23 protein-coding genes and 3 pseudogenes are annotated in these 25,531 nt (G+C 64.1%); 9 read left to right on the forward strand and 17 right to left on the reverse strand.

Features of this window, described 5'->3' with window-relative positions; genetic code table 11:
* Window positions 1-10 precede the first annotated feature (10 nt).
* Window positions 11-475, forward strand: a complete 465-nt coding sequence (locus RZR99_RS25975) for a hypothetical protein (RefSeq protein WP_323122647.1) — start codon at window positions 11-13, stop codon at window positions 473-475.
* 61 nt (window positions 476-536) lie between these two features.
* Complete coding sequence (locus RZR99_RS25980; RefSeq protein ID WP_323122648.1) at window positions 537-1,127, forward strand: SCO family protein; 591 nt, start codon at window positions 537-539, stop codon at window positions 1,125-1,127.
* A 64-nt stretch (window positions 1,128-1,191) separates the two neighbouring features.
* Here RZR99_RS25980 and RZR99_RS25985 read toward each other — a convergent pair.
* A pseudogene (locus tag RZR99_RS25985) lies at window positions 1,192-1,924 on the reverse strand (IS6 family transposase).
* Between the two features lie 237 nt (window positions 1,925-2,161).
* Between RZR99_RS25985 and RZR99_RS25990 the strand changes: the two are divergent.
* The gene (locus RZR99_RS25990) at window positions 2,162-2,791 is read left to right on the forward strand and encodes a hypothetical protein (protein ID WP_323122649.1); all 630 of its coding nucleotides are present in this window, start codon (window positions 2,162-2,164) and stop codon (window positions 2,789-2,791) included.
* 427 nt (window positions 2,792-3,218) lie between these two features.
* On the opposite strand, the gene RZR99_RS25995 is transcribed toward RZR99_RS25990, so the two are convergent.
* The gene (locus RZR99_RS25995; RefSeq protein WP_323122650.1) at window positions 3,219-3,890 is read right to left on the reverse strand and encodes a TetR/AcrR family transcriptional regulator; all 672 of its coding nucleotides are present in this window, start codon (window positions 3,888-3,890) and stop codon (window positions 3,219-3,221) included.
* A gap of 98 nt (window positions 3,891-3,988) precedes the next feature.
* On the opposite strand from RZR99_RS25995, the gene RZR99_RS26000 reads away from it, so the two are divergent.
* Window positions 3,989-4,858 (forward strand): SDR family NAD(P)-dependent oxidoreductase, encoded by an 870-nt coding sequence (locus RZR99_RS26000; RefSeq protein ID WP_323122651.1) that lies wholly within the window; start codon window positions 3,989-3,991, stop codon window positions 4,856-4,858.
* A gap of 209 nt (window positions 4,859-5,067) precedes the next feature.
* Here the strand turns inward: RZR99_RS26000 and RZR99_RS33380 are convergent.
* Both RZR99_RS33380 and RZR99_RS26010 read right to left on the reverse strand, forming a co-directional pair.
* Window positions 5,068-5,449 (reverse strand): annotated as a pseudogene (locus RZR99_RS33380) (IS3 family transposase); the annotation flags it as partial.
* 84 nt (window positions 5,450-5,533) lie between these two features.
* On the reverse strand, window positions 5,534-7,441 hold the full coding sequence (locus tag RZR99_RS26010; RefSeq protein WP_323122652.1) for an insecticidal delta-endotoxin Cry8Ea1 family protein: 1,908 nt from the start codon (window positions 7,439-7,441) through the stop codon (window positions 5,534-5,536).
* A gap of 562 nt (window positions 7,442-8,003) precedes the next feature.
* On the opposite strand from RZR99_RS26010, the gene RZR99_RS26015 reads away from it, so the two are divergent.
* Together RZR99_RS26015 and RZR99_RS26020 are read left to right on the forward strand one after the other, a co-directional pair.
* The gene (locus tag RZR99_RS26015) at window positions 8,004-8,657 is read left to right on the forward strand and encodes a flavin monoamine oxidase family protein (RefSeq protein WP_323122698.1); all 654 of its coding nucleotides are present in this window, start codon (window positions 8,004-8,006) and stop codon (window positions 8,655-8,657) included.
* Window positions 8,658-8,767: 110 nt separating this feature from the next.
* Complete coding sequence (locus RZR99_RS26020) at window positions 8,768-9,094, forward strand: DUF4148 domain-containing protein (RefSeq protein ID WP_323122653.1); 327 nt, start codon at window positions 8,768-8,770, stop codon at window positions 9,092-9,094.
* A 523-nt stretch (window positions 9,095-9,617) separates the two neighbouring features.
* Here RZR99_RS26020 and RZR99_RS26025 read toward each other — a convergent pair.
* The 3 genes from RZR99_RS26025 to RZR99_RS26035 are packed head-to-tail and all read right to left on the reverse strand — an operon-like array spanning window position 9,618 to window position 12,184.
* Complete coding sequence (locus RZR99_RS26025; protein WP_323122654.1) at window positions 9,618-10,061, reverse strand: SRPBCC family protein; 444 nt, start codon at window positions 10,059-10,061, stop codon at window positions 9,618-9,620.
* Between the two features lie 60 nt (window positions 10,062-10,121).
* The gene (locus RZR99_RS26030) at window positions 10,122-10,964 is read right to left on the reverse strand and encodes a phosphoenolpyruvate hydrolase family protein (protein ID WP_323122655.1); all 843 of its coding nucleotides are present in this window, start codon (window positions 10,962-10,964) and stop codon (window positions 10,122-10,124) included.
* A gap of 17 nt (window positions 10,965-10,981) precedes the next feature.
* Window positions 10,982-12,184, reverse strand: coding sequence for a Tm-1-like ATP-binding domain-containing protein (locus tag RZR99_RS26035; RefSeq protein ID WP_323122656.1), 1,203 nt, complete (start codon window positions 12,182-12,184; stop codon window positions 10,982-10,984).
* Window positions 12,185-12,289: 105 nt separating this feature from the next.
* Between RZR99_RS26035 and RZR99_RS26040 the strand changes: the two are divergent.
* Window positions 12,290-13,106, forward strand: a pseudogene (locus RZR99_RS26040) (TetR/AcrR family transcriptional regulator); the annotation flags it as partial.
* Window positions 13,107-13,124: 18 nt separating this feature from the next.
* Here the strand turns inward: RZR99_RS26040 and RZR99_RS26045 are convergent.
* The 4 genes from RZR99_RS26045 to RZR99_RS26060 form a co-directional block, all read right to left on the reverse strand.
* Window positions 13,125-13,772: a glutathione S-transferase family protein gene (locus tag RZR99_RS26045; RefSeq protein WP_323122657.1), complete on the reverse strand. Its 648-nt coding sequence runs from the start codon at window positions 13,770-13,772 to the stop codon at window positions 13,125-13,127.
* Window positions 13,773-14,010: 238 nt separating this feature from the next.
* Window positions 14,011-14,865: an ammonia-dependent NAD(+) synthetase gene (gene nadE, locus RZR99_RS26050; RefSeq protein ID WP_323122658.1), complete on the reverse strand. Its 855-nt coding sequence runs from the start codon at window positions 14,863-14,865 to the stop codon at window positions 14,011-14,013.
* A 71-nt stretch (window positions 14,866-14,936) separates the two neighbouring features.
* Entirely contained in the window at window positions 14,937-15,815 is an 879-nt protein-coding gene (locus RZR99_RS26055; RefSeq protein WP_323122659.1) for a DMT family transporter, read from the reverse strand.
* A gap of 121 nt (window positions 15,816-15,936) precedes the next feature.
* The gene (locus RZR99_RS26060; RefSeq protein ID WP_323122660.1) at window positions 15,937-16,122 is read right to left on the reverse strand and encodes a hypothetical protein; all 186 of its coding nucleotides are present in this window, start codon (window positions 16,120-16,122) and stop codon (window positions 15,937-15,939) included.
* Between the two features lie 206 nt (window positions 16,123-16,328).
* Between RZR99_RS26060 and RZR99_RS26065 the strand changes: the two genes are divergently transcribed.
* The gene (locus RZR99_RS26065; protein WP_323122661.1) at window positions 16,329-17,087 is read left to right on the forward strand and encodes a DeoR/GlpR family DNA-binding transcription regulator; all 759 of its coding nucleotides are present in this window, start codon (window positions 16,329-16,331) and stop codon (window positions 17,085-17,087) included.
* A 260-nt stretch (window positions 17,088-17,347) separates the two neighbouring features.
* The gene (locus RZR99_RS26070) at window positions 17,348-19,132 is read left to right on the forward strand and encodes a phospholipase D-like domain-containing protein (RefSeq protein WP_323122662.1); all 1,785 of its coding nucleotides are present in this window, start codon (window positions 17,348-17,350) and stop codon (window positions 19,130-19,132) included.
* 15 nt (window positions 19,133-19,147) lie between these two features.
* Here RZR99_RS26070 and RZR99_RS26075 read toward each other — a convergent pair whose 3' ends face one another.
* The 6 genes from RZR99_RS26075 to RZR99_RS26100 all read right to left on the reverse strand — a co-directional run bounded on the left by RZR99_RS26075 (window position 19,148) and on the right by RZR99_RS26100 (window position 25,404).
* Complete coding sequence (locus RZR99_RS26075; RefSeq protein WP_323122663.1) at window positions 19,148-19,840, reverse strand: TetR family transcriptional regulator; 693 nt, start codon at window positions 19,838-19,840, stop codon at window positions 19,148-19,150.
* Window positions 19,841-19,926: 86 nt separating this feature from the next.
* A complete protein-coding gene (locus tag RZR99_RS26080; protein WP_323122664.1) occupies window positions 19,927-21,204 on the reverse strand; it encodes an NAD(P)/FAD-dependent oxidoreductase in 1,278 nt (425 codons plus the stop codon).
* Between the two features lie 133 nt (window positions 21,205-21,337).
* Window positions 21,338-22,498: an ROK family transcriptional regulator gene (locus RZR99_RS26085; RefSeq protein WP_323122699.1), complete on the reverse strand. Its 1,161-nt coding sequence runs from the start codon at window positions 22,496-22,498 to the stop codon at window positions 21,338-21,340.
* 101 nt (window positions 22,499-22,599) lie between these two features.
* On the reverse strand, window positions 22,600-23,379 hold the full coding sequence (locus RZR99_RS26090; RefSeq protein WP_323122665.1) for an ATP-binding cassette domain-containing protein: 780 nt from the start codon (window positions 23,377-23,379) through the stop codon (window positions 22,600-22,602).
* 17 nt (window positions 23,380-23,396) lie between these two features.
* Window positions 23,397-24,380: an ABC transporter permease gene (locus tag RZR99_RS26095; protein ID WP_323122666.1), complete on the reverse strand. Its 984-nt coding sequence runs from the start codon at window positions 24,378-24,380 to the stop codon at window positions 23,397-23,399.
* 34 nt (window positions 24,381-24,414) lie between these two features.
* Window positions 24,415-25,404, reverse strand: coding sequence for a sugar ABC transporter substrate-binding protein (locus tag RZR99_RS26100; RefSeq protein WP_323122667.1), 990 nt, complete (start codon window positions 25,402-25,404; stop codon window positions 24,415-24,417).
* Between the last annotated feature and the right edge of the window lie 127 nt (window positions 25,405-25,531).

A 25,531-nucleotide genomic window follows, 5' to 3' on the forward strand; every position in this document is an offset into this window, starting at 1 on the left:
CAACAAGACGATGCATGCCCCCGTCCCGATGCGCGCACGCGGCGTCGCGCTGGCGATCCTGCTGGCGGCCGGCCTCGGCGCGATCGGCTATGCCTGGCATCGCGCGCCGATCGCGCTCGACGCGCAGGCCGAACGCGGACGCGCGCTGTTCGAGGGCGCGTCGCCGGCGGTGGCGCGGCTCGCGGGCCACGACGAGGACTTGCCGCCGATCGCGACGCGCTGCGCGAACTGCCATGCCGACGTCGACCGCGCCGGACAGGCGAGCTTCGCGCCGGCATTGACGGCACCGCGTCTGCTCGACAGCCGCGTACGACGCGGCGGCCCGGCAAGCGCGTACGACCGGGCGGCGTTCTGCCGCGTTCTGCGCGACGGCATCGGTCCCGACGACGTGATGATCGACGAGACGATGCCGCGTTATGCGCTCACGCAGGATCAATGCGCGGACGTGTGGCGCTATCTGACCCATGCCTCATGACGAACGGCCGAGTCCTCACGGGCCGGCCGGAAACACCCGCCCTCCTTTCCCGAACGATCCCATGACCCACTCCCCGACACGCAGGGCTGCGCTGCGCATGGCGTGCTGGATGACGCTCGCGAGCGTCGGGCGGCCGGCCGACGCGCACAATCAGGCCGGCACGGTGAATCCGCCGCGCGGCGTGCCCGACATGAAGGTGCTCACGCAGACCGCCGGACGGACGACGATGCGCACGCTGCTGACCGGCAAGGCGACCGCGCTGCAATTGATGTTCACCGGCTGCAGCGCGACCTGTCCGATCCAGGGCGCGTTGTTCGCGAGGGTGCAGGACACGCTGTCCGCGTTTGGACGGTTGCCGCTGCAACTGGTTTCCGCGAGCATCGACCCGTTCGGCGATACGCCCAAGGCAATGCAGAACTGGCTCGCGAAATTCGACGCGAAATCGGCCTGGACAGGCGCGATCCCCGAGGCCGAGCGGCTCGATGCATGGCTCGATTATCTGAACGGTCGCGCGACGGGGATCGACCGGCACACTGGGCAGGTGTTCTTCTTCGATGAGCGCGCGCAGCTGGTGCTGCGCACCGCCGACTTCCCGAAGCCGGAGGAGGTCGCGCGCCTGCTCGTGCAGCTCGCGTCCCGCGTCAAGGTTTAATGGGTGCGTGAGGCATTGTCACGTTGGGGCTGGCGGGATAAAGCCGCAGTGTTCAGCCGGTCGCTCAGGCTGCGAAAGACGGATTTTGGGTCATGCCGGTGAGAAGTCGCCAGGTTTCGAACTGCGTCGCGAGCTGCTTGCGATAGAGCGGCGCGCGTAGCACATGACGTTTGAGCGCGAAGTGTTGCCGAATGGGGCCGACGCACGACAAGAATACCTGCGTGCGCTGCGGATCTCGAAACCCGTGCATGCGACGCTCGCGTTCGCGGGTAGGCTGATGACTGTTCTCGGCGCGGTTGTTCACGCGCGCCGCAGCTTTGACAAGTACATGCTTCACATTCGCGAGCTCCGGAATGTCGGCCTTGGCCGCCGGATAGCTGCGTAGCTGATCGGTGACGATCATGCGCGGTGCCGGGCAGGTGTGCAGCACTCGCTGGAAGAAACGTTTGGCGGCGATTTTGTCGCGCCGCTTCTGCAGCAGCACATCGAGTTCGGCACCGTGTTCGTCGATGGCGCGCCAAAGCAGATAGGGCTCGCCGCGCAGCGACATCCCCATCTCGTCGAGATACCAGGTGCCGCCCGGCTTGCGTCGGGCGGCCTTGACGAGATGGGCGAACCCCGCACCGAACTTGTCGCACCAGCGGCGTGATCGTCTCATGGCTGACGATCACGCCGCGCGCGAACAGCAACGCCTAGATATCACGCAGGCTCAGCTGGAAGCGGAAATACCCACGCACGGCCTGACTGATGATGGCTGCTGGAAACCGATGTCCACGATAGGGCGATTGCTTTTTCATTTCGACATCCTACGCTACCGAGCACCTTCTCAACGCGACAATGGCATTGCGGTTTGTGTTTTGGAAATGATCAAAGCAGACAACATATAGTCCGTTTAAATCACCGCATCGACCTTCGCGATTGGTGTAACCTTACCGCCAACGAAGGGACGCCCCAAAGACGGAGTAGCGCGATCAGGTATGGAATGTCGTGGACCTTACTTTCGGTGATCAATAAAACCAGATGGAGATGCAGCCATGAAGCCCATCATTTTTAAACACATATTACTCGCATCTTTTCTCACTACCTCTACGTTGGCTATTGCGCAATCGGAAAATTATGTTGCCCATATAACATCATTAAATTCCAGCAAAACCGGATACAACCCATCAGGAACGGCCACATTTAAAATAAAAGGAAATAATTTAGTTATCCACGTCAAAATGGACGGAACTCCACCAAACATCCAGCACTGGGAGCATTTTCACGGATTCCCAGATGGTGCTGAGGCGCAATGTCCTACCGCAGCGAACGATAGCAACGGAGATGGATTCGTGGATTTGATGGAAACAGGTCAGTCGATGGGAACGACGATGGTGCCGTTCAATGATAAGCCCGAGGTAATGAACATCCCGACTGACACTTACCCGAAGGCAAATGCCAAAGGGAGCTACGAGTACACGAAGATCGTGCCTTTGACGACACTCCAAGCAAAGTTTGGCAAAACCTATGAGGGGCAGCAGATCGATTTGGATAAACGTGTATTCATGGTGCATGGCGTGCCAACGTCCTTGACTCTTCCCGATAGTGTCGGCGGCCAAGTCGGATCATACGGTACTCACGTTACATTGCCGATCGCATGCGGAAAGATCGAGAAGGTCAAATGACCCATCTGATCAATAGAGATTACGATTGCCGATGCAGCACTTTTTCTCCGTTGACGAGTTGCCAAAAGGCAACATCGCCGACAGAATATATAAAGAATAGAATTTTCCGTAATATCAAAAAATTACAGTGTTTTTCCGCTAGCGGATTTTGTGGCCACGGCTAGCGGATTTTGAGAGCCTCAACACCCCCTTCTTTGAGGGGCGTCGTTCGTGGGCCGCATGCGATCAATCGATGCTCGACGCCTTGATGCGCTTCCCGAGTTTCAGGTACAGCTCGACCGCCGCGAACGCGGTCCTCGTATGAATACATGGACTACCTCCAAAGTAGTCCAAGATTTGGTCCGCATCCCCCCGCGGTCAGTGCTGCGCGGACATCAACAGGGCAGTGCGGAAAAGGCGCCGATTCGCAGCTTCGCGCTGCCGAAAGTCACGCCTCGGTCGTATTCGTGGCGACGAAGCCGATCAGGAGGCTTTCCAGAATGCGCGCAAGTCGTGGCGCAATGTCGCTTGTCACGTGGCTGAGCCTCGAATCCGTGCGGTATAGCTGCCGTACTTCTGGGGAAGGCGTCGCGATCTGCCACAGCGCGGCGGCCATGCCGGTTGCCGTCGCGACGACGTCGACGGCTTGCTGCTGCGTGATCGAAACGCCGTCCCGCAGTTGGGCGGCGATCGTGTACGTCGCATCCAGCGCGGCGGATTTGAACGTGCGCACGGCATCCAGCGAGACATTGCGCTCGAGGCTGAGTGCCGCATGCGCAACCAGATCGCAGAAAAACGGCCTCGCGCGCAGCGATCTTGCGAGCGCATTCGCCACGGAGGCGGGCGACGGTGCGCGTAGCCGCCCGAGGCGGGCGGTCACATCTTCTGCCCATTCGCTCCAGGCCGATGCGGTGAGGATCAGGAAGATTTGCTCGCGGGTCTCGAAGTAACGGAGCAACGCCGATTTGTGCATCCCGACGGCATCGGCGATGTCGGTCAGCGACACATTGCCCACGCCGCGCTCGGTACCGAGCGTAGACGCGGTCTGGAGGATCTCGGCGACGCGCAGCTGTTTGGCCTCCTGGCTGCGCGCGCGCTGGAACATCGGGGCGGTTTTCATGTGACGAATATTAACGAAACATCGTTGTGTTAGCGGCGAGTCTGTGCTGGAATGTCTCGCTGGCAGCAGGACATTCCCATTTCGGAAGAGGTCTGAAAATGAGTTCTCAAGTCTGGTTCATCACCGGTTCATCCCGTGGTTTCGGGCATGCGCTTGCCACGGCGGCCCTGGAGGCCGGCGATTCCGTGGTCGCTACGGCCCGCCGGCCCGACCAGCTCGCCGACCTGGTTGCACGTTTCGGCGATCGCGTGTTTCCCGTTGCGCTCGATGTTACCGATCCGGCGGCCGCCGTCAAAGCCGTTCAGGCGAGCGTCGGCCATTTCGGCAGGCTGGATGTCGTGGTCAACAACGCGGGCTACGCGAACGTATCCCCGATCGAAACGACGAGCGAGGAAGATTTCCGCAAGCAGTTCGAGACGAACTTCTGGGGCGTGTACAACGTGTCGAAGGCGGCGTTGCCCGTCCTGCGCTCGCAAGGGCACGGGATCGTCGTGCAGTTCTCGTCGGTGGGCGGGCGCGTGGGCGGGGCGGCCGGGCTCGGCTCGTATCAAGCGGCGAAATTCGCGGTGGATGGTTTCACGCGCGTGCTCCAGGCCGAAACCGCTCCGTTCGGGATCAAGTATCTGGTGGTCGAGCCGGGCGGTTTCGCGACGGACTGGGCCGGCTCCTCGATGAAGATCCCGGATATCCCGGCCGAGTATGACCGGACGGTGGGTGAACTGGCGCGGATTCTGGCCTCCGGCGTCGCGTCGGCAGGCGATCCGAAGCGCGCGGGAGAAATCCTCGTTCGGGTAGTCAAGCAGCCGGCACTGCCGACGCATCTGTTGCTCGGGGCAGGGGCCGTCAAGATGGCGCAGGCGTATTCGACGCACCAGGTTGCCGAGGCAGCCGCATGGGAGCCGGTCAGCAGTTCCGCCGACTTCGGCCGGCCTTATCCGGTTGAGCTTCCCGAGGGAAGCGGCCGATAGCGCGTTGCCGGCCGGACGTACACGCGGACGTGTTCGACATCTGTTGAGTTCGCAAATTCTGCCAGCGATGGTCACGAAACCCGCTAGCGGCGTGTACGAAAGGAGCTGGCAGCGCTTGCGATCTCAATCTCGCGCTCGGTCAATGTGGAAGAGAGGGACATAGTGCCTTGGCGAAAGGCCGTTGCTAGCGGAATTTGAGAGTCTCAACACTGGGTGTACCAGCGAACGTAGGCGTTCGGTACCTCAACGAACTCCGCGATGGTCGTGGAACGCTAGTCTCCTGGATAGAACATCTCGGTCTTCAGCCTGCCGAAGAATCCCTCACAGGCCGCGTTGTCTGGGGAGCAGGCTTTACGCGAGATGGATCGAACCGGATTAGCCTTTGCAACCCGCGATAGCCAGCCTGGCCAACGGTAGTGGCCACCTCGATCGGAATGCACGATCGGCGTTTCATCGTCTTCGGTCACGGTCTCGATAGCCGTAGGATCGATGATTGTCCTCGAAGATCTCTGCAACGGTACGACGGGCTTCTGCATATTTGTCGGCAAGCCGTATGGGCGACCGATGATAGAAATAGGAGCTGCGCGCCAAGTAACAGCTTCCCTTGATCTGCTGGCAGGGCGGAAAACGTGCTCGCCAGCAGATTGTGCTGCCTTTCTCAAGAATCGGTGGAATCTACAATGTATTGTTTGGGACAATTATTGCCGTACTGAAGTACCAATCATAATCTCCGGGGTATTTTATAGAAAACCCATCGAAGCCTTCTTCAATGGAATTGTTGTATTTGAATTTTAATATTTTGTAAATGCCGGTTATCCCAATTGGGCCATCTATAACTTCATAGTTACCTTGGTTTGATGAATTCTTCGTGCTAAGAATAAATTTATTGTAATCTGGATTTGCTTCCGAAGAGCACAGTGAGCAATATAAAATAACTGTATAATGATCCCCATGTTGAAGATCAGAGTTGACGGTAAATTTAATTTCTGATTGAGCCGGTATTTTTACACAATTCTTCCCAAGCAAAGGATCGGGGGTGGCCTCGATAATTTTATTGTCTGTATTCCAACCACAATTCAAATCGCACTCGGCTCCGTTGGTCCTCGAAATAGTCGGAATGTGCTCGAAAGATGACCAATGGCGGAAAACCGTCCCCGCGTAGCCCACGGAAGGGCCACTATCCACAGAACAAGCGTTGCTACCATTTGGGGGATTGTGATCAACAACCATCCCGCTAACAAAATATCCTGACGCCGATCCTTTGACCTTTTTTACGAGATCGCTCATGCTGGCATCAATATCCCCGAGATCATAGACGTCATCTTTTGCAGAAAATTTGTAAGCATAAAGTGGATATGTTGTTGCATCATTGTCCCATCCATTATATGCGGCTTCAACTTTATCGATTGCATATTTCAATGTTGAGTCGTAGCCGTTAGATTGAGCCGCGTTGCTTGTGAAATTTGTATCGATGTCGCGATTGCGATCATCCACTCGCCCCCAGCAGCTTGCATAGTAAATTTCTTTGTCAACAAATTTTGAGTCGCAATATTTTTGCGTAATTTGGAGAACGGAGGGATTGGCGTAATCTTGCTCATGACCATAGCCAACAATGTTGAGCAACGGAGATGCTCGCGTCACCATGTCTCTTCTAACCATCGCGTCGCGATCATCTGAATTTCCATGGTCATCGTAATATGCTTCTGCAAGAAATATTTCCATTGAATTGCGAATATTTACATTTTTTTCATACTCAAGCAATACGCCTTTTCTTACGGAACCGCACAGTTTCGCTAGCCCGCCAAGATATAGTGTTCTGAAAAATTTATTTCTTTTAAGAAATGATATTGACTTGTTGTCGGAAATCCATTTATTAATAATTTTATTGATGTTGCTTTGAATGTCACTCAGTGCTTCATTGTATTCCTTCAAATTTGCATTATAGGACTCATCGGACATATTCAAATAATTTTTCTTTTTCAAGAAATCTTGATATATATCCAGGTACAAGCTGGCAACCAGGCAATACAATGGCAATCCTTGATATTGATCATCAGCGGTATCTTTTATTAATAAGGTTGGCATCTGGGCGCGTATTATTAGGCGCAATGCAGAAGCTTTGGAGATGATTTCTTCTTGTATCTCGCTATCGTATGGAGGAGTCACTGAATTAACATAAACGACAAAATCCTTGTGCGCATCAAAAATTCCAGAAACTGCCGCACTCATCAAAGATAAATTATTCTTATCAATTTCTTCATGAACAATTTCCTTGATTACCTTCACATAGCTATTATCTGATTGCTTAAGGAGGTCGTTGAGAAACGAAAATGCTAGAGCCATCACCCCTGAAACAAGCCAGCCAACGCCAGGAATAACGGCAACCGCAGCTAAAGCGGCAGTTTCGGCAATATCTACTGCTGCAAGATATGGCTCATCATTTTCATATCCGTACGTAAAAGTTCCACCAGAGAATGTGCCGCCGGAAATGCTATTTTTGAAATTATCAAGCATTTCTTCAATTGTATTTTTGCTACCTGGAGGAGTTGCTAATTTCATGTCAAGATGAGGAATTGTGCTCATATTATCCACCAATTTAATGTTGAGTTCGCAAGAAAAATATCTTGCCATCGCAATGCGTGCAATAACCGTGCCATATTAATAAGGCATTGATTTTAAGAAATATTTTTTGAAGTGCGGATTTTTCTGGTCGAATTTGACCATCTCAGCATACGGAATTGGACGTATTTGACCGCAAACGATGGCATTGTCACGATGATGCCTGTGTCGGTCAGGATGACGACGAATGGAACCGGGAGGGCTTTGTCGCGTTGACGCCTGGTTCTGTCAGGATGGGGAGATGAAGAAGACGAATCGCTCTACCATGACCATCGGTTTCCAGCCGTCACCAAGAGCGTGCAAAACTTGGGGAGGTCGATCTAAGCAGGCTTCTTTATAAAGTGTGGGTGCTTCGTTACCGGAATTGTTCACTGACCGGTGCCGGCCTGACGCCGCTGCCACGGCGCATCTGCTGTGACGCGAGGCGGCTTTCCCGAGTGCTGAAATGTGACGAGGCGAGAATTCCCCGTTCAGAATCGCGACCCTGACCTGCACCAGTCCGTGAGCTCCTTCGTCCGTCCATCGCATCTCAGAACGCGGGCACGTCGGGGCGGATCAGGTCATCGTGACTTTGCCACTCGGCGTCTTGAAATCCCGAGCAGTCAAATTCACCCCGGAATTGCCGGCGAATAAGCTAGGGGCGATCGATCGGCTGGGCATGGGTGTCTACGACAACCTCTACTTGCGCTTTCCACGCGTGTTTTGGGACGACGTTCAGGTGATCTCACAGCAAGGCACTCAACACGGCATGTGGGCCAACTGGTATGCGTTGCAGCATGTCACCAATACACCGATCCTTTGCACGCTTAACGGTGGCAATGTCGCGCGCCGCATAGAGGGGATGTCGGACGACGAGATTGTCCGAGATGCGATGGCGCATTTGACGAGCATCTATGGTTCCCACGCGCAGCAACCGATCGGGCATCGCATCACGCGATGGGCATCCGATCCGTTCGCCCGAGGCAGCTACTCATTCCCTGCCGTGGGCAGCAGGCGAGGGGATCGCCGACTGCTGGCCGAGCCGATTCGCGATCGCGTGTACTTTGCCGGTGAAGCAGCGCATGAGGATTACAGCGGCACGGTTCACGGCGCATTGCTCTCCGGTTGGCGCGAGGCCAGAAGAATTCTGAACCGAGGCACACTGGCCCGCGCAAGCCTGGCAGATGAACGCTCTTGCTAATTGACAGCCTGACAGACGCTTGCCGATAACATAGGGAGATGTGGTAGTTGAAAATATCGATGCAATGTCGAAATTTAATTTCGCAGTACAGAATATTTATGTTGTTCAAAATGAAACGAACTATCTTCATCTTCATGCTTTGTGGCTACCCATTTTCGATGACGGCTTTCGCCTCCGACGTTGCGAAGACGATCGCAGTCGGTGATGCTTCACTGTTTGATCGGAAAACACGTGAACAGGTGTACTGCGAACTGGTCGATGCGAGACGACGAGGCGTGGCGCCGATCGGGCGCACGCAGTACCCGCTCGACGAGCGGGATATCCAGCGCAACAGGACGCTCTATCAGATCCAGTTCGGTACGCGCGACTATTGTGCCGATCGTGAGCAGAGTCCGAGCGAGACGCGCGAGGAGGACAGAAGGTCGGGGAATCAATGATCCGTACCTGTCTTGTTCCGATATTTTTCGTTCTTTGCGTGCTCAGTGGATGCGCGAATCGGCCGACTGTATTCGAGTCCCCCGCTGATGGCGTTCGCCCGGCTCGGTTGGGTGGCAGACCGAACTGGCTGTGATGATGAGGCGGCATCGAGCAAGACGCGCGTCGAAATAAAAAAGCCGACCTCTCATGAGGTCGGCCGAAAAGGTTCTGGCCTTCCGAGGGCCATCGCCAGAACCTGAGAAACATCGTCGGTGCTTCGCGCTTCTTGCCGCGTTCAGTGGCGGGCGCGGGCCGTTCGCGCCCGTCGCCGCCTGATCGTGCTCGTTACCCGCCTCCGCCAACCGGACACGGATACCGCAGGCTCCCCGGGCCGTCCCGTGCAGCGCGAGGCTGCCGGCCCGTTTGCCGCCATGCCCGTCCGCGTGCGGGACGGGCGCCGATCGTCTTGTCTGAGTGGTCTCTTCGCTGCCAACCCGGTCGCGCTCGATTTCGTATCGGCTGCGCCGGGGTCATGCTCCTGCTTCAGCCTTGCCTGAGCTGCGTGCTGATCGCGCGCAGCCCCGCGGCGAATACGTCCTCGCTGACCGACGCGGCAACCGCCCGCAGGTCAGCGCCTTCCGTCGTGAAATCGGCCCACCACAGCGCGAAGGTCCGTCCGGTGTCCGTGACCGGAACCAGTTTCACGCCCGCGATGTAATTACGCATCGGCAGCGACGTCTCGACGATCGAATACTCGAGCTCGAAATCCGCCGGCTCGAACTTGAGCAGCCGCTCGCGCACGAAGGCATCCCGCTGCAAGGTCAGGTAGCGCAGCGCACCGACCGTCTGCGGTCCGGCGCCCGGTTCCAGCCGGCTCGCGACAATGGCCGGATGAAATGCCTGAAGCCCGTTGAAGTCGTCGAAAAATTGCCAGACGCGCTCGACCGGCGCATCGATGACACTGCTGGCAAATGAAGTGTGCTTCATGGTTCTGCCTTTTCTTGACTGGCGCGGCGACGGGCATGGCCCGATCGCCGCCGCCGCGGATTAAGTGGGGCTGCTCAGGGTGATCGCCTTGAAGCGTTGAGTCGTCTCGGTCAGCGCGGCCTCGGTCGGCAGCCGTTCCATCGAGCTGGCGCCGTAGAAGCCGTTGCATTGCGGACACGACTGCAGCATGAACGCCGCATCTTCCGGCGATGCGATCGGGCCGCCGTGGCACAGCACGATCACATCGTCGCGCACCGATTTCGCGGCGGCGGCCCAGCGATTGACGAGCGGCACGCACTCCTCGAGCCGCAGCGCGGTGGTCGCGCCGATCCGGCCGCCCGTCGTCAAGCCCAGATGAGCGACGACGATGTCCGCGCCGGCTTCCGTCATCGCGATCGCATCGGCCTCGCTGAACACGTACGGCGTCGTCAGCAGTCCCTTGCCGTGCGCGAGCCGGATCATCTCCACTTCGAGCGCATACCCCATGCCGGTTTCCTCGAGATTCGCGCGGAAATTGCCGTCGATCAGCCCGACCGTCGGGAAATTCTGGACCCCGGCGAAGCCGACTCGCTGCAGATCGTCGAGGAAAACGTCGAAGTTGCAGAACGGATCGGTGCCGTTGACGCCCGCGATCACCGGCGTCGACTTGACGACCGGCAGCACCTCGCGCGCCATGTCCATCACGATCTCGTTCGCGTTGCCGTAGGCGAGCAGTCCCGCCAGCGATCCGCGACCGGCCATCCGGTAGCGGCCCGAGTTGTAGATCACGATCAGATCGATGCCGCCCGCTTCCTCGCATTTCGCGGACAGGCCGGTGCCGGCGCCGCCGCCGATGATCGGCTCGCCGCGCGCAATCATCGCGCGCAATTTCTCGAGAACGGCTGGGCGGGTCGGCTGCTGCATGGTGTGTTCCGGTGACGCTAGAGAAGCGACAAAAAGGTTTCGACCGCGGTGTCGACGAAGCGCGGATCGTTGATGTTGGCGGGCACGCGGATCAGCTTGCGCTCGGCGGTCTGCCGGACCGTGGCTTCCAGCGCGTCGAACAGGGCGCGGTCGGCTTGCGGATCCCAGAATGCCTGGCCCGGCGCATCGAGCGCCGACACGCCGCCTTCGGGGATCAGGAAGCGCACCGGTCCGTCGCAGGCGTTCAGCTTGTTGCCGATCCAGACCCCCATCTGCCGGTTTTCCTCCGGCGTGGTGCGCATCAGCGTGACTTGAGGGTTATGCGGGTAAAACAGGCGGTCGGCGTAACGCGACGGAACCGTGGAGACGTGGCCGAAATTCACCATGTCGAGCGCGCCGCACGCGCCGACATACGGCACCTTGCTGCGCGCGATCGCGTCGAAGCGATCCTCGCCGCAGGCGAGCACGCCGCCGAACAGCAGGTCGCAGACTTCCGTGGTCGTGAGGTCGAGCACGCCGCCGAGCAGGCCGCTGTCCGCGAGCTTCTCCATCGCGTGGCCGCCGTTGCCGGTCGCGTGGAACACGAGGCAGTCGAAGCGTGAATCGAGCTGGGCGGTGACCGCCTGGATACAGGGCGTGGTAACACCGAACATGGTCAGCCCGATCGCGGGCTTGAGGTCGGCCGGCAACGCCTGCGCGTCGCGCACCGCGCCGGCGATCATGTGCGCGCCGTTGGCGAGCACCTGCAGCGAGATGCGGTTGAGACCCGCGACATCGGTGACCGAATACATCATCGCGATGTCGCTCGATCCGACATAACGGGACACGTCGCCCGATGCCATGGTCGAGATCATCAGCTTCGGCACGCCGATCGGCAGCGCCTGCATCGCAGGTGTGATCAACGCGGTGCCGCCCGATCCGCCGATGCCGAGCAACGCGGCCACGTCGTCGCGGCGCGCGATATAGCGTTCGAACGCGACCGCCATCGCGGCGATCGCGCGACCCCGGTCGCCGCACAGGACGGCACCCCTGCCGTCCGGGTGGCAATCGGCCACGGTCTCCGCGCTCACGTTGGCCGCGACCGGCTGAGCACGCGTCGACAGGTCGACGACGATCGCTTCCAGCCCGGTCCGAGCGATCCGCTCTTTCAAGTACTGCGCTTCTGCGCCTTTTGTATCAACCGTTGCCGCAACGTATACCCGTTTACGGTGAGGTACCATTTGGTCTCCTTCGCCAGCTAACCCTGTCGAACGATGTGCCTCTTTACAGATTGACCGCACTTTAGCATAAGTGAGACGTCCGTCTCATTTAATCGACCGGTATCCATGGCTATTCCCGCTTCCCCTTCCGAAACCTTGTCCGATACCCGCCTGCAGACGCGGGATCTGCTGCTGAACACCGCGCTGACGATGCTCGAGCAGGGGTGGTTTCCATCCATCACCGAGCTCGCGAGCGCGTCGGGCGTATCGCGCGCGACCGCCTACCGCTACTTTCCGTCGCAGGCGGCGCTCGTCAGCACCGTGGTCGATACGGTTCTCGGGCCGGTTCTGCAATGGCGGCCCACCGCTCAGTCGGCCGATGCGCGGGTCCGCGAGCTGCTTGATTTCGCCTATCCGCGGATGGAGCAGCACGAAGGCGCGCTGCGGGCGGCGCTGCAGGTGTCGCTGCTGCAGTGGGCGAACGAACGCGCGCAGCGCGCGCCCGACGAACCCAGGTACCGGCGCGGCAATCGCCGGCGTCTGCTGACGCTGGCGGTCGAACCGCTGAAGGACGAGGGGGTTGCGCCGGAATCGGCGGTGCGGCTCGCACAGGCGCTGTCGCTGGTGTACGGCACCGAGGCGATGGTCGTGCTGAAGGACATCTGGGGGCTCGACAACGCCGAGTTCCGCAGCGTCGTCAACTGGATGAGCCGTGCGCTCGTCAAGGCGACGCTCGACGAAGTGCGGGACAACGCGCAAGGCTAGTCGTACGCGGACGGCGCGCGGTGGCCGGCCCGGCGATGCGGCTGCCGGGCCGGCGCCGCAGCGGCGATCATGCGCCGTCGTCCACCTTATCGCGGACCTCCCCGATGACGGACGAACGGAGCGTGCGCTGGCGGGCCGCCCCGACGGGCGCCCGGCTACCCCGGGCGGGCACGCCGCGGTTCGCGAACGCCATCGCTCAAGCCGGCGGATTCAACCACTCGGTCAGGCCTTCCCGTGCGTTCAGCTCGATGAATGCGGGCCGCGCGCGCAGCCGCTCGATGTAAGGCAAGAGATGCGGCCACGTGGTGGCGGGACGCGGCATGCTGCGGCTCCAGCGCATGAGCATCAGCGCCAGAAAATCGGCGGTGCTCGGGCGCTCGCCGAGCAGGTACGCGCGGCCGTCGCCCAGCCGGCGATCGAGCCGTTCCATGACCGCTTCGATCTGGGCGCGGGCCAGCGCCTTCACGGCGTCGGCGCCGGTCGGATCGCCGTCGATGCCGGCGTAGAACCAGTTGCGCATCGCCGGCAGCAAGCCGTTCGCAAGGTAGATCATCAGTTCGAGCCATTCGGCGCGCGCGGGGCTGCCCGGCGATGGGGCCAGCCCGGCCTCCGGGTGCCGCTCGGCGAGCAGCATCAGCAGCGCGGCGGATTCGCCGTGCGGTACGCCGTCCACGACCAGGGTCGGCACGCGTCCCGACGGATTCATCCGCAGATAGTCGGCCGAGCGCTGGGCGCCGGCCTTGAGGTCGACCGGACGCACGTCGAACGGCACGTCGAGTTCGATGAGCATCCAGTGGACGGCCAGGCTCGCCATCCCCGGCGAGTAGTACAAGGTGTAGGTCACGACGAGGTTCCTGAACGGTCGAAGGTGGCAGGACGCGAACGGCGCGGTGGAGGCGGGCGCGTCGCGGGCGGGCAGGCGAGGGTCCACGATGAGGCATGCGCAGCGCCTCGCTCGGGCGGGACGCAGGGCCGGATGCCGCTCGCCGGACACCTCTCGTATCGCGCCCGGTGCCCGTCCGAGCCGCCTCGTTATCGCCCGCCGGCGCGGTCTCGCGGACGGCGTCCGCCGCCCGCGCGGCTCAACCGTTCCGTCCGGGCCAGTCGTACAGCGTGTACGGCAGCGCGCGCTTATGACGGGTCGCGTCGTAGAACCGCAGCACCGTCTCGTGGACGTGATCGCTGACCGCCTTCCCTTCGAGGAAATCGTCGATCTGGTCGTAGCTGATGCCGTACGCGTGCTCGTCCGGCAGGAGCGGACGCAGGCCTTCCAGATCCGCGGTCGGGACTTTCATCACGAGCGCTTCGTCGCCGCCGAGCGCGCGTGCGACCGCGCGCACGCGGCGCTTGTTCAGGCCCGCGAGCGGCAGCACGTCGGCGCCGCCGTCGCCGAATTTGGTGAAGAAGCCCATCAGCGATTCCGCCGCGTGGTCGGTGCCGACCACGACGCCGCGGCGGGCGCCCGCTACCGCGTATTGCGCGATCATCCGCTGCCGCGCCTTGATGTTGCCGTGCACGAAATCCTGTTGCGCATCGTCGCGGAAACCCAGCTGGCCGGCCGCCAGCGCCGCGAGCATCGCGTCGGCGGCGGGCTTCACGTCGACCGTCAGCGTTTCGTCGGCGCGGACGAACGCAAGCGAGCGCTGCGCATCGTCTTCGTCCCGCTGCACGCCGTACGGCAGCCGCATCGCCACGAAGCGCGCGTCGTAGCCTTCGGCGCGCAGCCGCTCGACGGCGAGCTGAGCGAGCCGGCCGGCCGTCGACGAATCGACGCCGCCGCTGATCCCCAGCACGTAGGTCTGCAAGCCGGTCGAGCGCAGGTAGGCGGCGAGAAACGCGACCCGGCGCTCGGCCTCCTCGTGAGCATCGAAATGCTGCGCGACCTGCAGGTCGGCGGCGATCTTACGCTGGCGCGCGGCGTAATCGGGGTGAGACATGAACGGACTCCGGGAGGGGCGGGAACAAGCGCGTCATCATAAGCGCATTTGCGCCTCCGCGGCGGCGGCCGTCAGGTGCTGCGGGCCAGCACCACACCCGCCAGCGCGACCGCGAATCCGGCCAGTTGCACGGGCGCGAGCGTTTCGCCGAACAGCACGTAACCCTGCAGCGCGGCGAGCGGCGGCGCGAGGAACAGCAGCGACGTCGCGCGCGCCGCATTGCCGCGGCGCAGCATCCACATCAGGAGCGTCACCGCGACGCCCGACAGCATCGCGATGCCCCACGCGAGCGACAGCCATAGCGCGGGCGCGCCGATCCAGCGGGTCTCGTGCAGCAGCAGCGCGAACGCGGCGGCGACGAGCGCCGCGCCGACGTTCTGCACGGCGACGGCGCTGCGCAGGTCGGTCTGCGCGAGCGAGCTTTTCTGGTACAGCGAGCCGGCCGTGATCGAGATCACGGCGAGTACCGCGACGGCGACCACCAGCGGGACGGCCACGGCCCCCGGCGCGGCGGAGCCGGGGGCGGCACCGGCCAGCTTCGGCGCGAGCACGAGCGCGACGCCGGCCAGGCCGAGCGCCATGCCGAACCAGCCGCGCGCCGGCAGCTTCTCGCCGAAACAGGGCACGGCCAGCGCGGCGGTCGCGAGCGGCTGCAGCGCGCCCAGCAGCGCCATCACGCCCGCGTTCAGCCCCTGCGCGACCACCCAGTAGCTCGCGCCGAGATACACCCCTTGCAGCAGCGCGCCCGCCAGCAGATGGCGGCCCCACTCGCGCCCCTTCGGCCAGGGCGCGCGCGCGGCGAGCGCGACGCCCGCGTAGAGCAGCGCGGTGCCTGCGAAGCGCGCGAGCAGATAGAGATTGGGATCGGCGTAGGGCTTGATCGCACGGGCGACGATGAAGCCGGTGGACCACAGCGCGACGAATGCCGCGGCGATGACGGAAGCGAGCATGCGGGTGAAGCCGGCTCCGGGCCGGCGCGACGGATGAGCACGCCGCAGTATCGGCGCCGCGCCGCCGGCTGTCTTGTCGGAAACTGCACTTGGCGCGCGGGTGGCCGCCGCGCGCGCCGGGCTACTCGATCGAGAAGGTGTCGAGCGGCTGATTCGCGCTGGCCTCGGTCGCGAAGCGGGCGCTCAGCTGCCGGTGGAGGCGGCGCGCCTCGTCGAGCGTCAGGTCGATCCAATACGGATCGCCCGCGGCGTCGTTGAGCCGTTCCGGCGAAAACTGGATTTCAAGCACGATGCCTTTGCGATACATCTTTCCCCCGTCGGTCTGCATGCGATCAGGCGTCGAGTGTAACAACCGCGAGCCGCGCCGATTCCCGCGCGCCAGGCAAAACATCATTTCGCGCGCCGCCGGCTTCGGTGACACGCCGATGACGCTTACACATGGCTGTCAAGTTCGCGTACTACAATAGCTCGCCCCTCAATCCGCCCAGCCGGTGTCGCCGGACGCCTCGCGCAATGCTTGCAGAACAACGTCATCAGTACATCCTGTCGGAACTCGGTAAAACGGGTGCGCTGTCGGTCGCGGAACTGACGCGCTCGCTCAGCGTGTCGCGCGAGACGATCCGTCGCGATCTCAACGCGCTGGCCGCGCGCGGTCTCGTCGTCACGACCCACGGCGGCGCGCTGGCCGCCGACCGGCGCGAGCCCAGCATTTCCGAACGCGAGGCGGCGCACGCCGACGCGAAGCAGGTGATCGGCCGGCGCGCGGCGGAGTTCGTGCCGGACGGCGCATCGGTGCTGCTCGATTCGGGCAGCACCACGCACGCGGTAGCGCTTGCGCTCGCCGACCGCCACAAGCTGACCGTCTACACGAACGACTGGCGCATCGCGTTCGTGCTCGCGCGCCGCAACGAGAACCGCGTGACCCTGCTGGGCGGCGAGCTGTCCGATGACGAGGACGCCACCTTCGGACTCGATACGATCCAGCAGTTGTCGCAATACCACGTCGATTTCGCGTTCGTCGGCGCGGGCGGCGTCACGCCGGACGGCGATCTCACTGACTATTCGCGGCTCGCGGCGGAAGTGCGCAGCCGGATGCTGGCGGCGGCGGGCACCGCGATCGTCGTCGCCGACCATTCGAAGTTCGGCCGCGTGACGCCGGTGCGGATCAACGGACTGGAGGCGGCGCGCTATCTGGTCACCGAGCGGTCGCCCGACAAGGCACTGCGGCGCGCGCTGACGGCGCGCGGGCTCGAACTGGTGATCTGCGGCTAGCCGGCGGGCGGCGCACGCGCCGCGCTTGACCCGCTTCGTCCGGCCGTCGTTGCCCCGGATTGTCCGCGTCCGCGACGGCCTGCCCGGGGCGGCGCGACATGCGCGCTTTCTGTCAGGCATGGACCGCGTCCGATGCCGGCCGGTCCGGCCGGCCTGCCCGCGACACGCAAACTTCATCGAAGCGTCACGCCGCGGGCAAGCGGGCCATGAAAAACTGTCCGCTTCGACCGTAATCGTGCGATGAGCCGAGGAGGGCGGCGATGTCCGTCAGCGTGCGCAGCTATCTTTCCCCGACCCTGGTGCTGCTGGCCTTCGATTGGCCGAAAGCGGCGGGCCGCGACGATTTCCTGGGTTTTGCGATCCGCCGGACGCCCGGTTTCTGGTCGGCGGACGGCCAGACCCGCGCGGCGAGCAGCTGGCTGCCGAATCGGCTCACCTTCGACGGCCCGGCCGCCGATACGCAGGGCGATGCGCCGACCGATCAGGCGCCGATCCAGAAGTTCATGTGGTGGGACGCGCGCATCGATCCGCCGGACCGCGGCCAGGCATTCCGCTATGACGTGTATCCGGTGGTCGGTTCGCCGACGTCGCTGCACGTGCTCGACGCGGAGGCGGGCGTTTGCGAGGCGATGCTGCCCGCGCACGTCGAGGACGGCGTCGGCACGTGGTTCAATCGCGCGGTGGTCAGCTCGCAGGCGTTCGCGAAGATGGCGAGGGCGCTGAATCTGGGCGCGGACGAGGCACCGACGGCGGAGCAGGCGCTGCGGCTGCGGACCTGGCTCGCGAACGATCTGCAGGACACCTTCGGATCGATGCTCGACGATGCGAAGCGCGCCGTATCGGCGGTGTATCACCTGACCGACCCGATCTGGGCGATTCCCGCGTTCGAGGCGTTCGGCCAGGCGCACGGCCCGGATGCGCTCGCGATCGTCTACGACGCGCACGAGACGAAGCGCGGCGGCGGCCGGCCGCCGCTGCCGTCGCCGAACGCGCTCGCGGTCGAGCGGCTGACGGGGCTGGCGACGCTCGCGCCGCGCGACCGGACCCGCATCATGCACAACAAGTTCATCGTGACCGACGCCGGCGGCGGCGACGCGCAGCCGGCCCGCGTGCTGACCGGCTCGGCGAATTTCACGACGGAAGGCATCACCGAGCAGGCGAACGTGCTGCACACCTTCGATTCGGCCGTGCTTGCCGGCCTCTACAACGCGCGGGCGCAAGCGCTCGCGGCGAATCCGACGATCGCGGCGACGGCGAAGCTCGCGCCCGGGTGGTCGGAGCCGGTGCGGGTCGGCAGCGCGCAGGTGCGGGTGTCGTTCTCGCCGGAACCGGGCAAGACGCGCACGCAGATCGAGACGATCGTCGGCGCGATCGGCGCGGCCCGGCACTCGGTCGCGTTCTGCCTGTTCATGCCGACCGACGAGGCGTTGCGCAATGCCTGTTTCGACGCGGGCGACCGCGGCCTGATGATGTTCGGGCTGGTGAACCAGATCAACGTGCGCAGCGCGACGAACGCCGAGGCCGCGCAGCAGGACGGCGGCGCGCTGAATGCGGCGCAGCTCGCGAATCTCGCGCTATATCACCGCAGCCGCGACCATCGCGACGTGATCGACGCCGCGTATTTTTCTCCTGCGACGGTGCCGGCCGGCTTCGAGACGGAACTGCGGCTGTTTCCCGGCGAGAAGCCGCCCGCCTATCCGCCCGTCATCATTCATCACAAGTTCATCGTGATCGATGCGGAGGGGGCGAATCCGGTGGTGTACAGCGGCTCGGCGAACATGAGCCAGAATTCCGAGCACTACAACGACGAGAATCTGCTCGAGATCCGCGACCCGCGCATCGCGGCGATCTATCTGGCGGAATTCCTGCGGCTCTACGAGCACTATCGGGCGCGGGCGCTTGCCATCGAATCGCAGCGCGACAAGCGCGTGCAACGCACGCTGGCGCTGCAGCCCGATGCGCGCTGGGCGAAGAAGTATTTCGTGGCGGGCAGCCCGGAGGCCAAGGCGCGGATCGCGCTCGCGGCACAGCGTCCGGCCGCGTGAGCGGCCGGCGCGCGGCTAGCGCGCGACGAAGCGCAGCACGGCGTCGACGATCGTCGCGCGATGCCGGACGCGCAGTCGGGGAGCGGACGGATCGCGGCCGAACGCGGCGCCGAACGTATAGCGGTTCGCGACGCGATGGAAGCAGAACGAGCTGATCAGCAGGTGCAGGTCGAATGCGTCGACGTCGTCGCGGAATACGCCGCTTGCGATGCCGCGCGCGAGCAGTTCCTCGATCGTCTTGATGATGCTGACATTGCGGTTCTTGAACGACTTCAGCTGTTCGAGATATTTCGCGCCGTGGACGTTTTCGATCGACACGAGGCGTACGAAATCGCGATGCTTGTCGTGGTAGTCGAACGTGAATTCGACCAGCCGGCGCAGCCCCGCGTCGGGCTCCAGCTCGCCGATGTTGAGCTCCAGTTCGAGCGCGCGGATGTCGCCGTACACCTTCTCGAGCACCGCTTCGTACAGCCCTTCCTTGCTGTCGAAGTAGTAATACAGCATCCGCTTCGTGGTGTTGGTGCGCTCGGCGATCGCGTCGACGCGCGCGCCCGACAGTCCCATCGCGGAAAACTCCTGCGTGGCGACGTCGAGGATGTTGCGCTTGGTCTGTTCGGGGTCGTATCTGCGGCGGGCATCGTCGCGCCGCGCGTCGGGGGACGGAAGCTCGCGACTATCGGGCGCTGGGGCCTTGCTTCCCTGTTTCATGTGGCGTTTTCTGGCGGCATGGTCGGCGCATTCTAGCACGCGCAAAAACGGCGTTTCCCTGGGCTCGACGCTCTAAACAGGGCATCTCACGGGCGTGCGCGGCGGCGCGCGGCGAGCGCGTCGCGCGCCTGATACGCGGTGTACGCGAGCTGCGCGGCGGCGAGCCCGGCGAACCCGAAGGTGCGGGTCAGGCCGAACGCGGCGAAGCCGTCCGGCACCGGCTGCTGCCCGGTCAGTGCCGACGCGAGCACTTCGCCCGCGACGGTGGTCGGCGCCATGCCGTGCCCGCCGAAGCCGACCGCGTGCCACACGCCGTCCGGGTCGCGGCCGATCTGCGGCATCTTGTGGCGCGCGTAGCTCATCAGCCCGCCCCACGCATAGTGCACGGCGACGTCGCGCAGTTGCGGGTAAACGCGCGTCAGGTCGCGTTTGAGCAGCCGGGCGATGGCGTCGGGCCCGCGGTCGAGCACCGATATCCGGCCGCCCCACAGGATCCGGGTGTCGGCGAGCGGCCGGTAGTAGTCGAACGCGAAGCGGGTGTCGTAGACCGCCGACGCGCAGGCGATCGAGTCGGCGAGTCGCGCGCCGAGCGGTTCGGTGGCGATCACGTACGTGGCGATCGGCAGCACCGCGCGTTCGATGCGCGGATGCACGCCGCGCGCGTAGCCGCCCGTCGCGAACACGACGTCGCGCGCATGCACGGCGCCGTGTTCGGTGGCGACGACGAAGCCCGCGCCGTCGCGGCGGATCGAGCGCACGGGCGAACGTTCGTAGATCCGCGCTCCGCCCTGCACGGCGGCGGCCGCGACGCCGAGCACGTACTTGAGCGGATGGAAATGGAACGCATTGCGCTCGAACAGGCCGCCGTGATAGCGGTCGGTCTTGAGGCGTTCGCGCAGCGCGGCGGCATCGAGCGGCTCCCATTCGACGTCGAACGCCTGCTTCATCAGCTTGCGCGGCGCGTCGACGCGCGCCGGATCGTCGAACCAGTTCGCGAGGATCACGCCTTCGTCGATCAGGTCGCAGTCGATGCCATAGCGGGCGACGCGGCGGCGGATCAGGTCGACGGCGTCGGTCGTCAGTCGGTAGAGGCGGCGCGCCTCGGCGGCGCCGAGCGTATCGAGCAGGTCGGCGTTGTCGAGGCTGTAGCCGCCGAACACGAAGCCGCCGTTGCGGCCCGAGGCGCCGAAGCCGACCGTCTGCGCGTCGATCGCGACGACGTCGCGGCGGCCTCGCTCGACGAGCCCCAGCGCGGTCGACAGGCCCGCGAGACCGCCGCCGACGATGCAGACATCGGTCTCGACGCGCTCGGCGAGCGTGGGGTAAGGCGTGCGGGTCGCGGTGGCTTCGTAGAAATTCTGCATGTCGTGAAGGGCTGGGCAGGTGGACGGAAACGGCCGGGCGGACCGGCTATCGTACCTGTCGGGCGGGGGGGCTGCCGATTGCCGCCGCGCGAACCGGGACGGCGGATGAAGAGCGGGGCGCCGGCGCGCGCCGTTAATCCACCTCCGCCGCGGGTTTCAGGAACAGCTCGTGCGACGGCGCGAAATGAGCGTACAGCGGCAGGATCGCGGCGCCCATCGCGCGCGCATCGGCGCCGATCGATCCTTCGAGCAGCGGCGGGCGCGCCATGCCCTCCCATTCGAAGCCGTCGAGCGAGCGTCCGGTGCGCTGGATGATTTCGCGGACCAGCCGCCGGTCGAGCAGACCGTCGATCACGATCGCGTCGAGATCGAGCAGCGCGGCCGCGCTCGTGATCGCGGTCGCGAGCGCGGGGCATGCGTCGTCGAGCCATCGCGCGGTAAGCGGCCACACGTCCGGCGCGAGCGCGCGATGATCGTGCGCGGCGGCGGCCGGCGCACCCGCCGCCGCGTATTGCCGTTCGAGCACGAAGCCCGACGCGGCGTGCAGCAATTGCCGCGCCGCGTGCGGCGTGCTGCCGGGCAACGGGATCGAGCCGACCGCGCCCGCGTTGCCGTTCGGTCCGGCATGCAGCCGGCCGTCGATCACGAGCCCGCCGCCGATGAACGTGCCGACGAACAGATACAGGAAATGCCGGATCGCGCGGCCCTGGCCGAGCACCAGTTCGGCCGCGCACGCGGCGGTGGTGTCCTTCGCGAACTCGACGGGCAGGCCGGTCAGCGCGGTCACGCGCGCGCGGATGTCGATCGCGTGCCACGCGTCGAGCACGTCGGCCGGCGCGCCGAGAAAGTCGCGCCAGCCGCCGAGCCACAGCGGGGCCGCCACGCCGACGCCGACCACGCTGTCCGCATGCTCGCCGAGCGCCGCGCGCAGCCGCGCGTATTTCGCTTCGAGGGCGGGAAACAGCGCGCCGGCATCCGGGAACGCGTAGTCGAGCCGGTCCCGCCGGCGAACCTGCCCGGTGAAATCCAGCGCGAGCAGATCGAGGCTGCGCCGGCCGACCTTGATGCCGATCGTGTATGCGCCGTCCGCGCGCAGCGCGATCGGCACCGACGGCTGGCCGACCCGTCCGCGCAGCCGCGGCAGCCGCTCCAGCAGGCCGTCGTCGAGCAGCCGGTCGATGATGCCCGATACGGTTTGCATCGACAGCCGCGTCAGCCGGCCGACGTCGGCCTTCGGCAAGGGGCCGTGCAGCCGCAGCGCCTGCAGCACGATGCGCTCGTTGAACTGGCGCATCCCGACCTGGTTCGAGCCGACCGGCTGCGAGGTGGCCGGGCGCGTGCGGGTGGCCGGGGGCGGCGGGCCGCCGGCGGAGCGGCAGGGCGGTGCGTCGCCCATCAGACGAAGGCCTTGACGTCCGCTTCCTGCGCGCCCGTCATGATCGCGACGGCTTCGGACATGTGGATGTCCTTCGCCGCGACGAGCGCCGCGCGGCGGCCGAGGCGCTGGATGTGGATGCGGTCCGCGATCGCGAACACGTGCGGCATGTTGTGGCTGATCAGGATCACGGGCAGGCCGCGATCGCGCACGCGGCGGATCAGGTCCAGCACCATGTTGCCCTCCTTCACGCCAAGCGCGGCGGTCGGCTCGTCGAGGATCACGACGTGCCGCGCGAACGCGGCGCTGCGCGCAACGGCCACGCCCTGACGCTGGCCGCCCGACAGGGTCTCCACGGCCTGCCGCATCGAGCGGATGCCGATCTGCAGATCCTTCATGTGCGCGGTCGCCTCGTCGAGCATCCGGCGCTTGTCGATCATCCTGAGCCAACTGCCGCGCCAGCCGGGCAGGCGCCGCTCGCGGCCGAGGAACAGGTTTTCGGCGATGCTCATCGCGGGAGCCACCGCGAGATCCTGGTAGACCGTCTCGATGCCCTGCTGGCGCGCGTCGAGCGGGCTGCGGAACTGCACCGGCCGGCCGTCGAGCAGGATCTCGCCCGCATCGGGCACGGTCGCGCCGGACAGCGCCTTGATCAGCGACGATTTGCCCGCGCCGTTGTCGCCGATCACGGCGAGAATCTCGCCGGGCAGCAGTTCGAAATCGCAGCCGTCGAGCGCGGTCACCTGGCCGTAGCGCTTGACGAGGCCGCGGGCTTCCAGCACGGCAGGGGAGGTCGTCATGGTCGGGCTCCTCGCGCTTACGCGCGGCGATGCGAAAGTTTGTCGGCGGCGACGGCGAGGATCACCAGCATCCCCGTGATCAGCACCTGGTACACCGACGACACGCCCATCAGCGTGAGGCCGTTGCGGAACACGCCGACGATCAGCGCGCCGAGCAGGGTACCGATCACGGAGCCGCGTCCGCCGAAGAGGCTGGTGCCGCCGAGCACGACGGCGGTGATGCTGTCGAGATTCTCGGTCTGCCCGGCCTGCGGATCGCCGACGCCCGTGCGGGCGACCGACAGCAGCGCGGCGACGCCGTAGATCGCGCCCGCGAGCGTGTACACGGTGAGCAGGATCCGTTGCGACGACAGCCCCATCAGCCGCGCCGCTTCCGGATTGTTGCCGAGCGCGTACAGGTGGCGCCCCGGCACGGTTTCGCGCAGCACGAACCACGCGAGCCCGTACATCGCGAGCGCGAGCACCGTGCCGTAGGTCACTTCGGCGGGCCCGAAGCGGAACGTGCTGCCGAAGAACATGATCGCGTCCGGCAGGTTCGACACGCTTTCGGCGTTCGAATAGAGCTGGGTTGCCGCGAATGCGATGTTGAGGGTGCCGAGCGTGACGATGAACGCGGGCAGCTTGATCTTCGTGATCAGCACGCCGTTCAGCGCGCCGAACAGCATGCTCGCGCCGATCCCGCACAGGATCGCGAGCGCGGGCGGCACGCCGAGCGCGACCGCGAACTTGGTCATCACGATCGAGCCGAACGCCATCACCATCCCGCACGACAGATCGATGCCGCCCGTCAGCACGATCAGCGTCTGGCCGATCGCGATCACCGCGACCACCATCGTCTGCTGCAGGATCAGCGAGAAATTCTGGAACGAGAGGAAGCGGCTGCTCTGCGTGACGAAGAATGCGCAGGCGAGCACCAGCGCGAGCACCGGGCCGATCTCGGCGAGCGTCGGCAGGCGCTCGCCGAAACGCCCGGCGGGCGGCGCGGAGGATGAGGCGGTCATGGGCGGCTCCTGGTCGAAGGCGGCGCGGCGGCGCTTACTTGTTGCCCCAGCAGTTGTCGAGCCCGTACTGGGTCGTGTGGCTCGGCGCGCCGGCGAGCGGCCGATCGGTGATCAGCGTGACGCCGGTGTCGTGATAGCCGCCCGGCTTCTTGCCGGTCTTCGCGTATTCGACGCCCGCCGTCACACCCTGTTCGGCCATCTTCAGCGGATACTGCTGCGCGGTGGCGGCCAGCTGGCCCGCCTTCACGTTGCGCACGCCCTCGCAGCCGCCGTCGATCGACACGATCATCACGCTCTTGTCCTTGCCCGCGGCCTTCAACGCGCGATACGCACCCGCCGCGGCCGGTTCGTTGATCGTGTAGACGACGTTGATGTCGGGCGCCTTCTGCAGGCAGTTCTCCATCGCGGTCTGGCCTTTCGCCTGATCGCCGCGCGTGTCCTGGCTGCAGACGATCGACGGATCGCCATCCTTGACGCCGAAGCCTTTCAGAAAACCGTTGTGACGCAGGATGCCGACCGACACGCCGGGCGCGAGGTCGAGCGTCGCGATCTTCGCGGCCTTGCCGCCGAGCGCGGCCTTCGCGTATTCGCCGATCAACTGCCCGGCCTTGAAGTTGTCGGTGGCGAACAGCGCGTCGGTGGCCGTCTGCGGATCGGTCGGCGTGTCGAGCGCGATCACGAGCACGCCCGCATCGCGCGCCTTCTTCAGCGCGGGCACGATCGCCCGGGTGTCGCTCGGCGTGATCAGGATCGCCTTCGCGCCGGCCGTCACCATGTTTTCGATCGCGGTGACCTGGCTCGCGTTGTCGCCGTCGAACTTGCCGGCGGCGGTCATCAGCTTCGCGCCGTCCTTTTGCGCGGCTGCTTCCGCGCCCTGGCGCATCTTGACGAAGAACGGATTGGTGTCGGTTTTCGTGATCAGGCCGATCACGGGCGGATCCGCTGCGTGCGCGGCCGGGTTCAGGGACAGCGCAACGGCTGCGGAAAGTACGCCAAACGCGGCGGCACGCGAACGGAATTTCATCGGAACTGCTCCTTTTGTTGACGATGCGGTGAACCAAACCGGAACAAACGCGCGGCGCCTGCTGGCGCTCGATTAAATCAATCGGGTTTATTTAGTGCGGCGGCGGCTCGTGCTGTCAAGGAAGCGC

The sequence above is a fragment of the Burkholderia alba genome, assembly GCF_034721475.1.
GTDB lineage: Bacteria > Pseudomonadota > Gammaproteobacteria > Burkholderiales > Burkholderiaceae > Burkholderia > Burkholderia alba.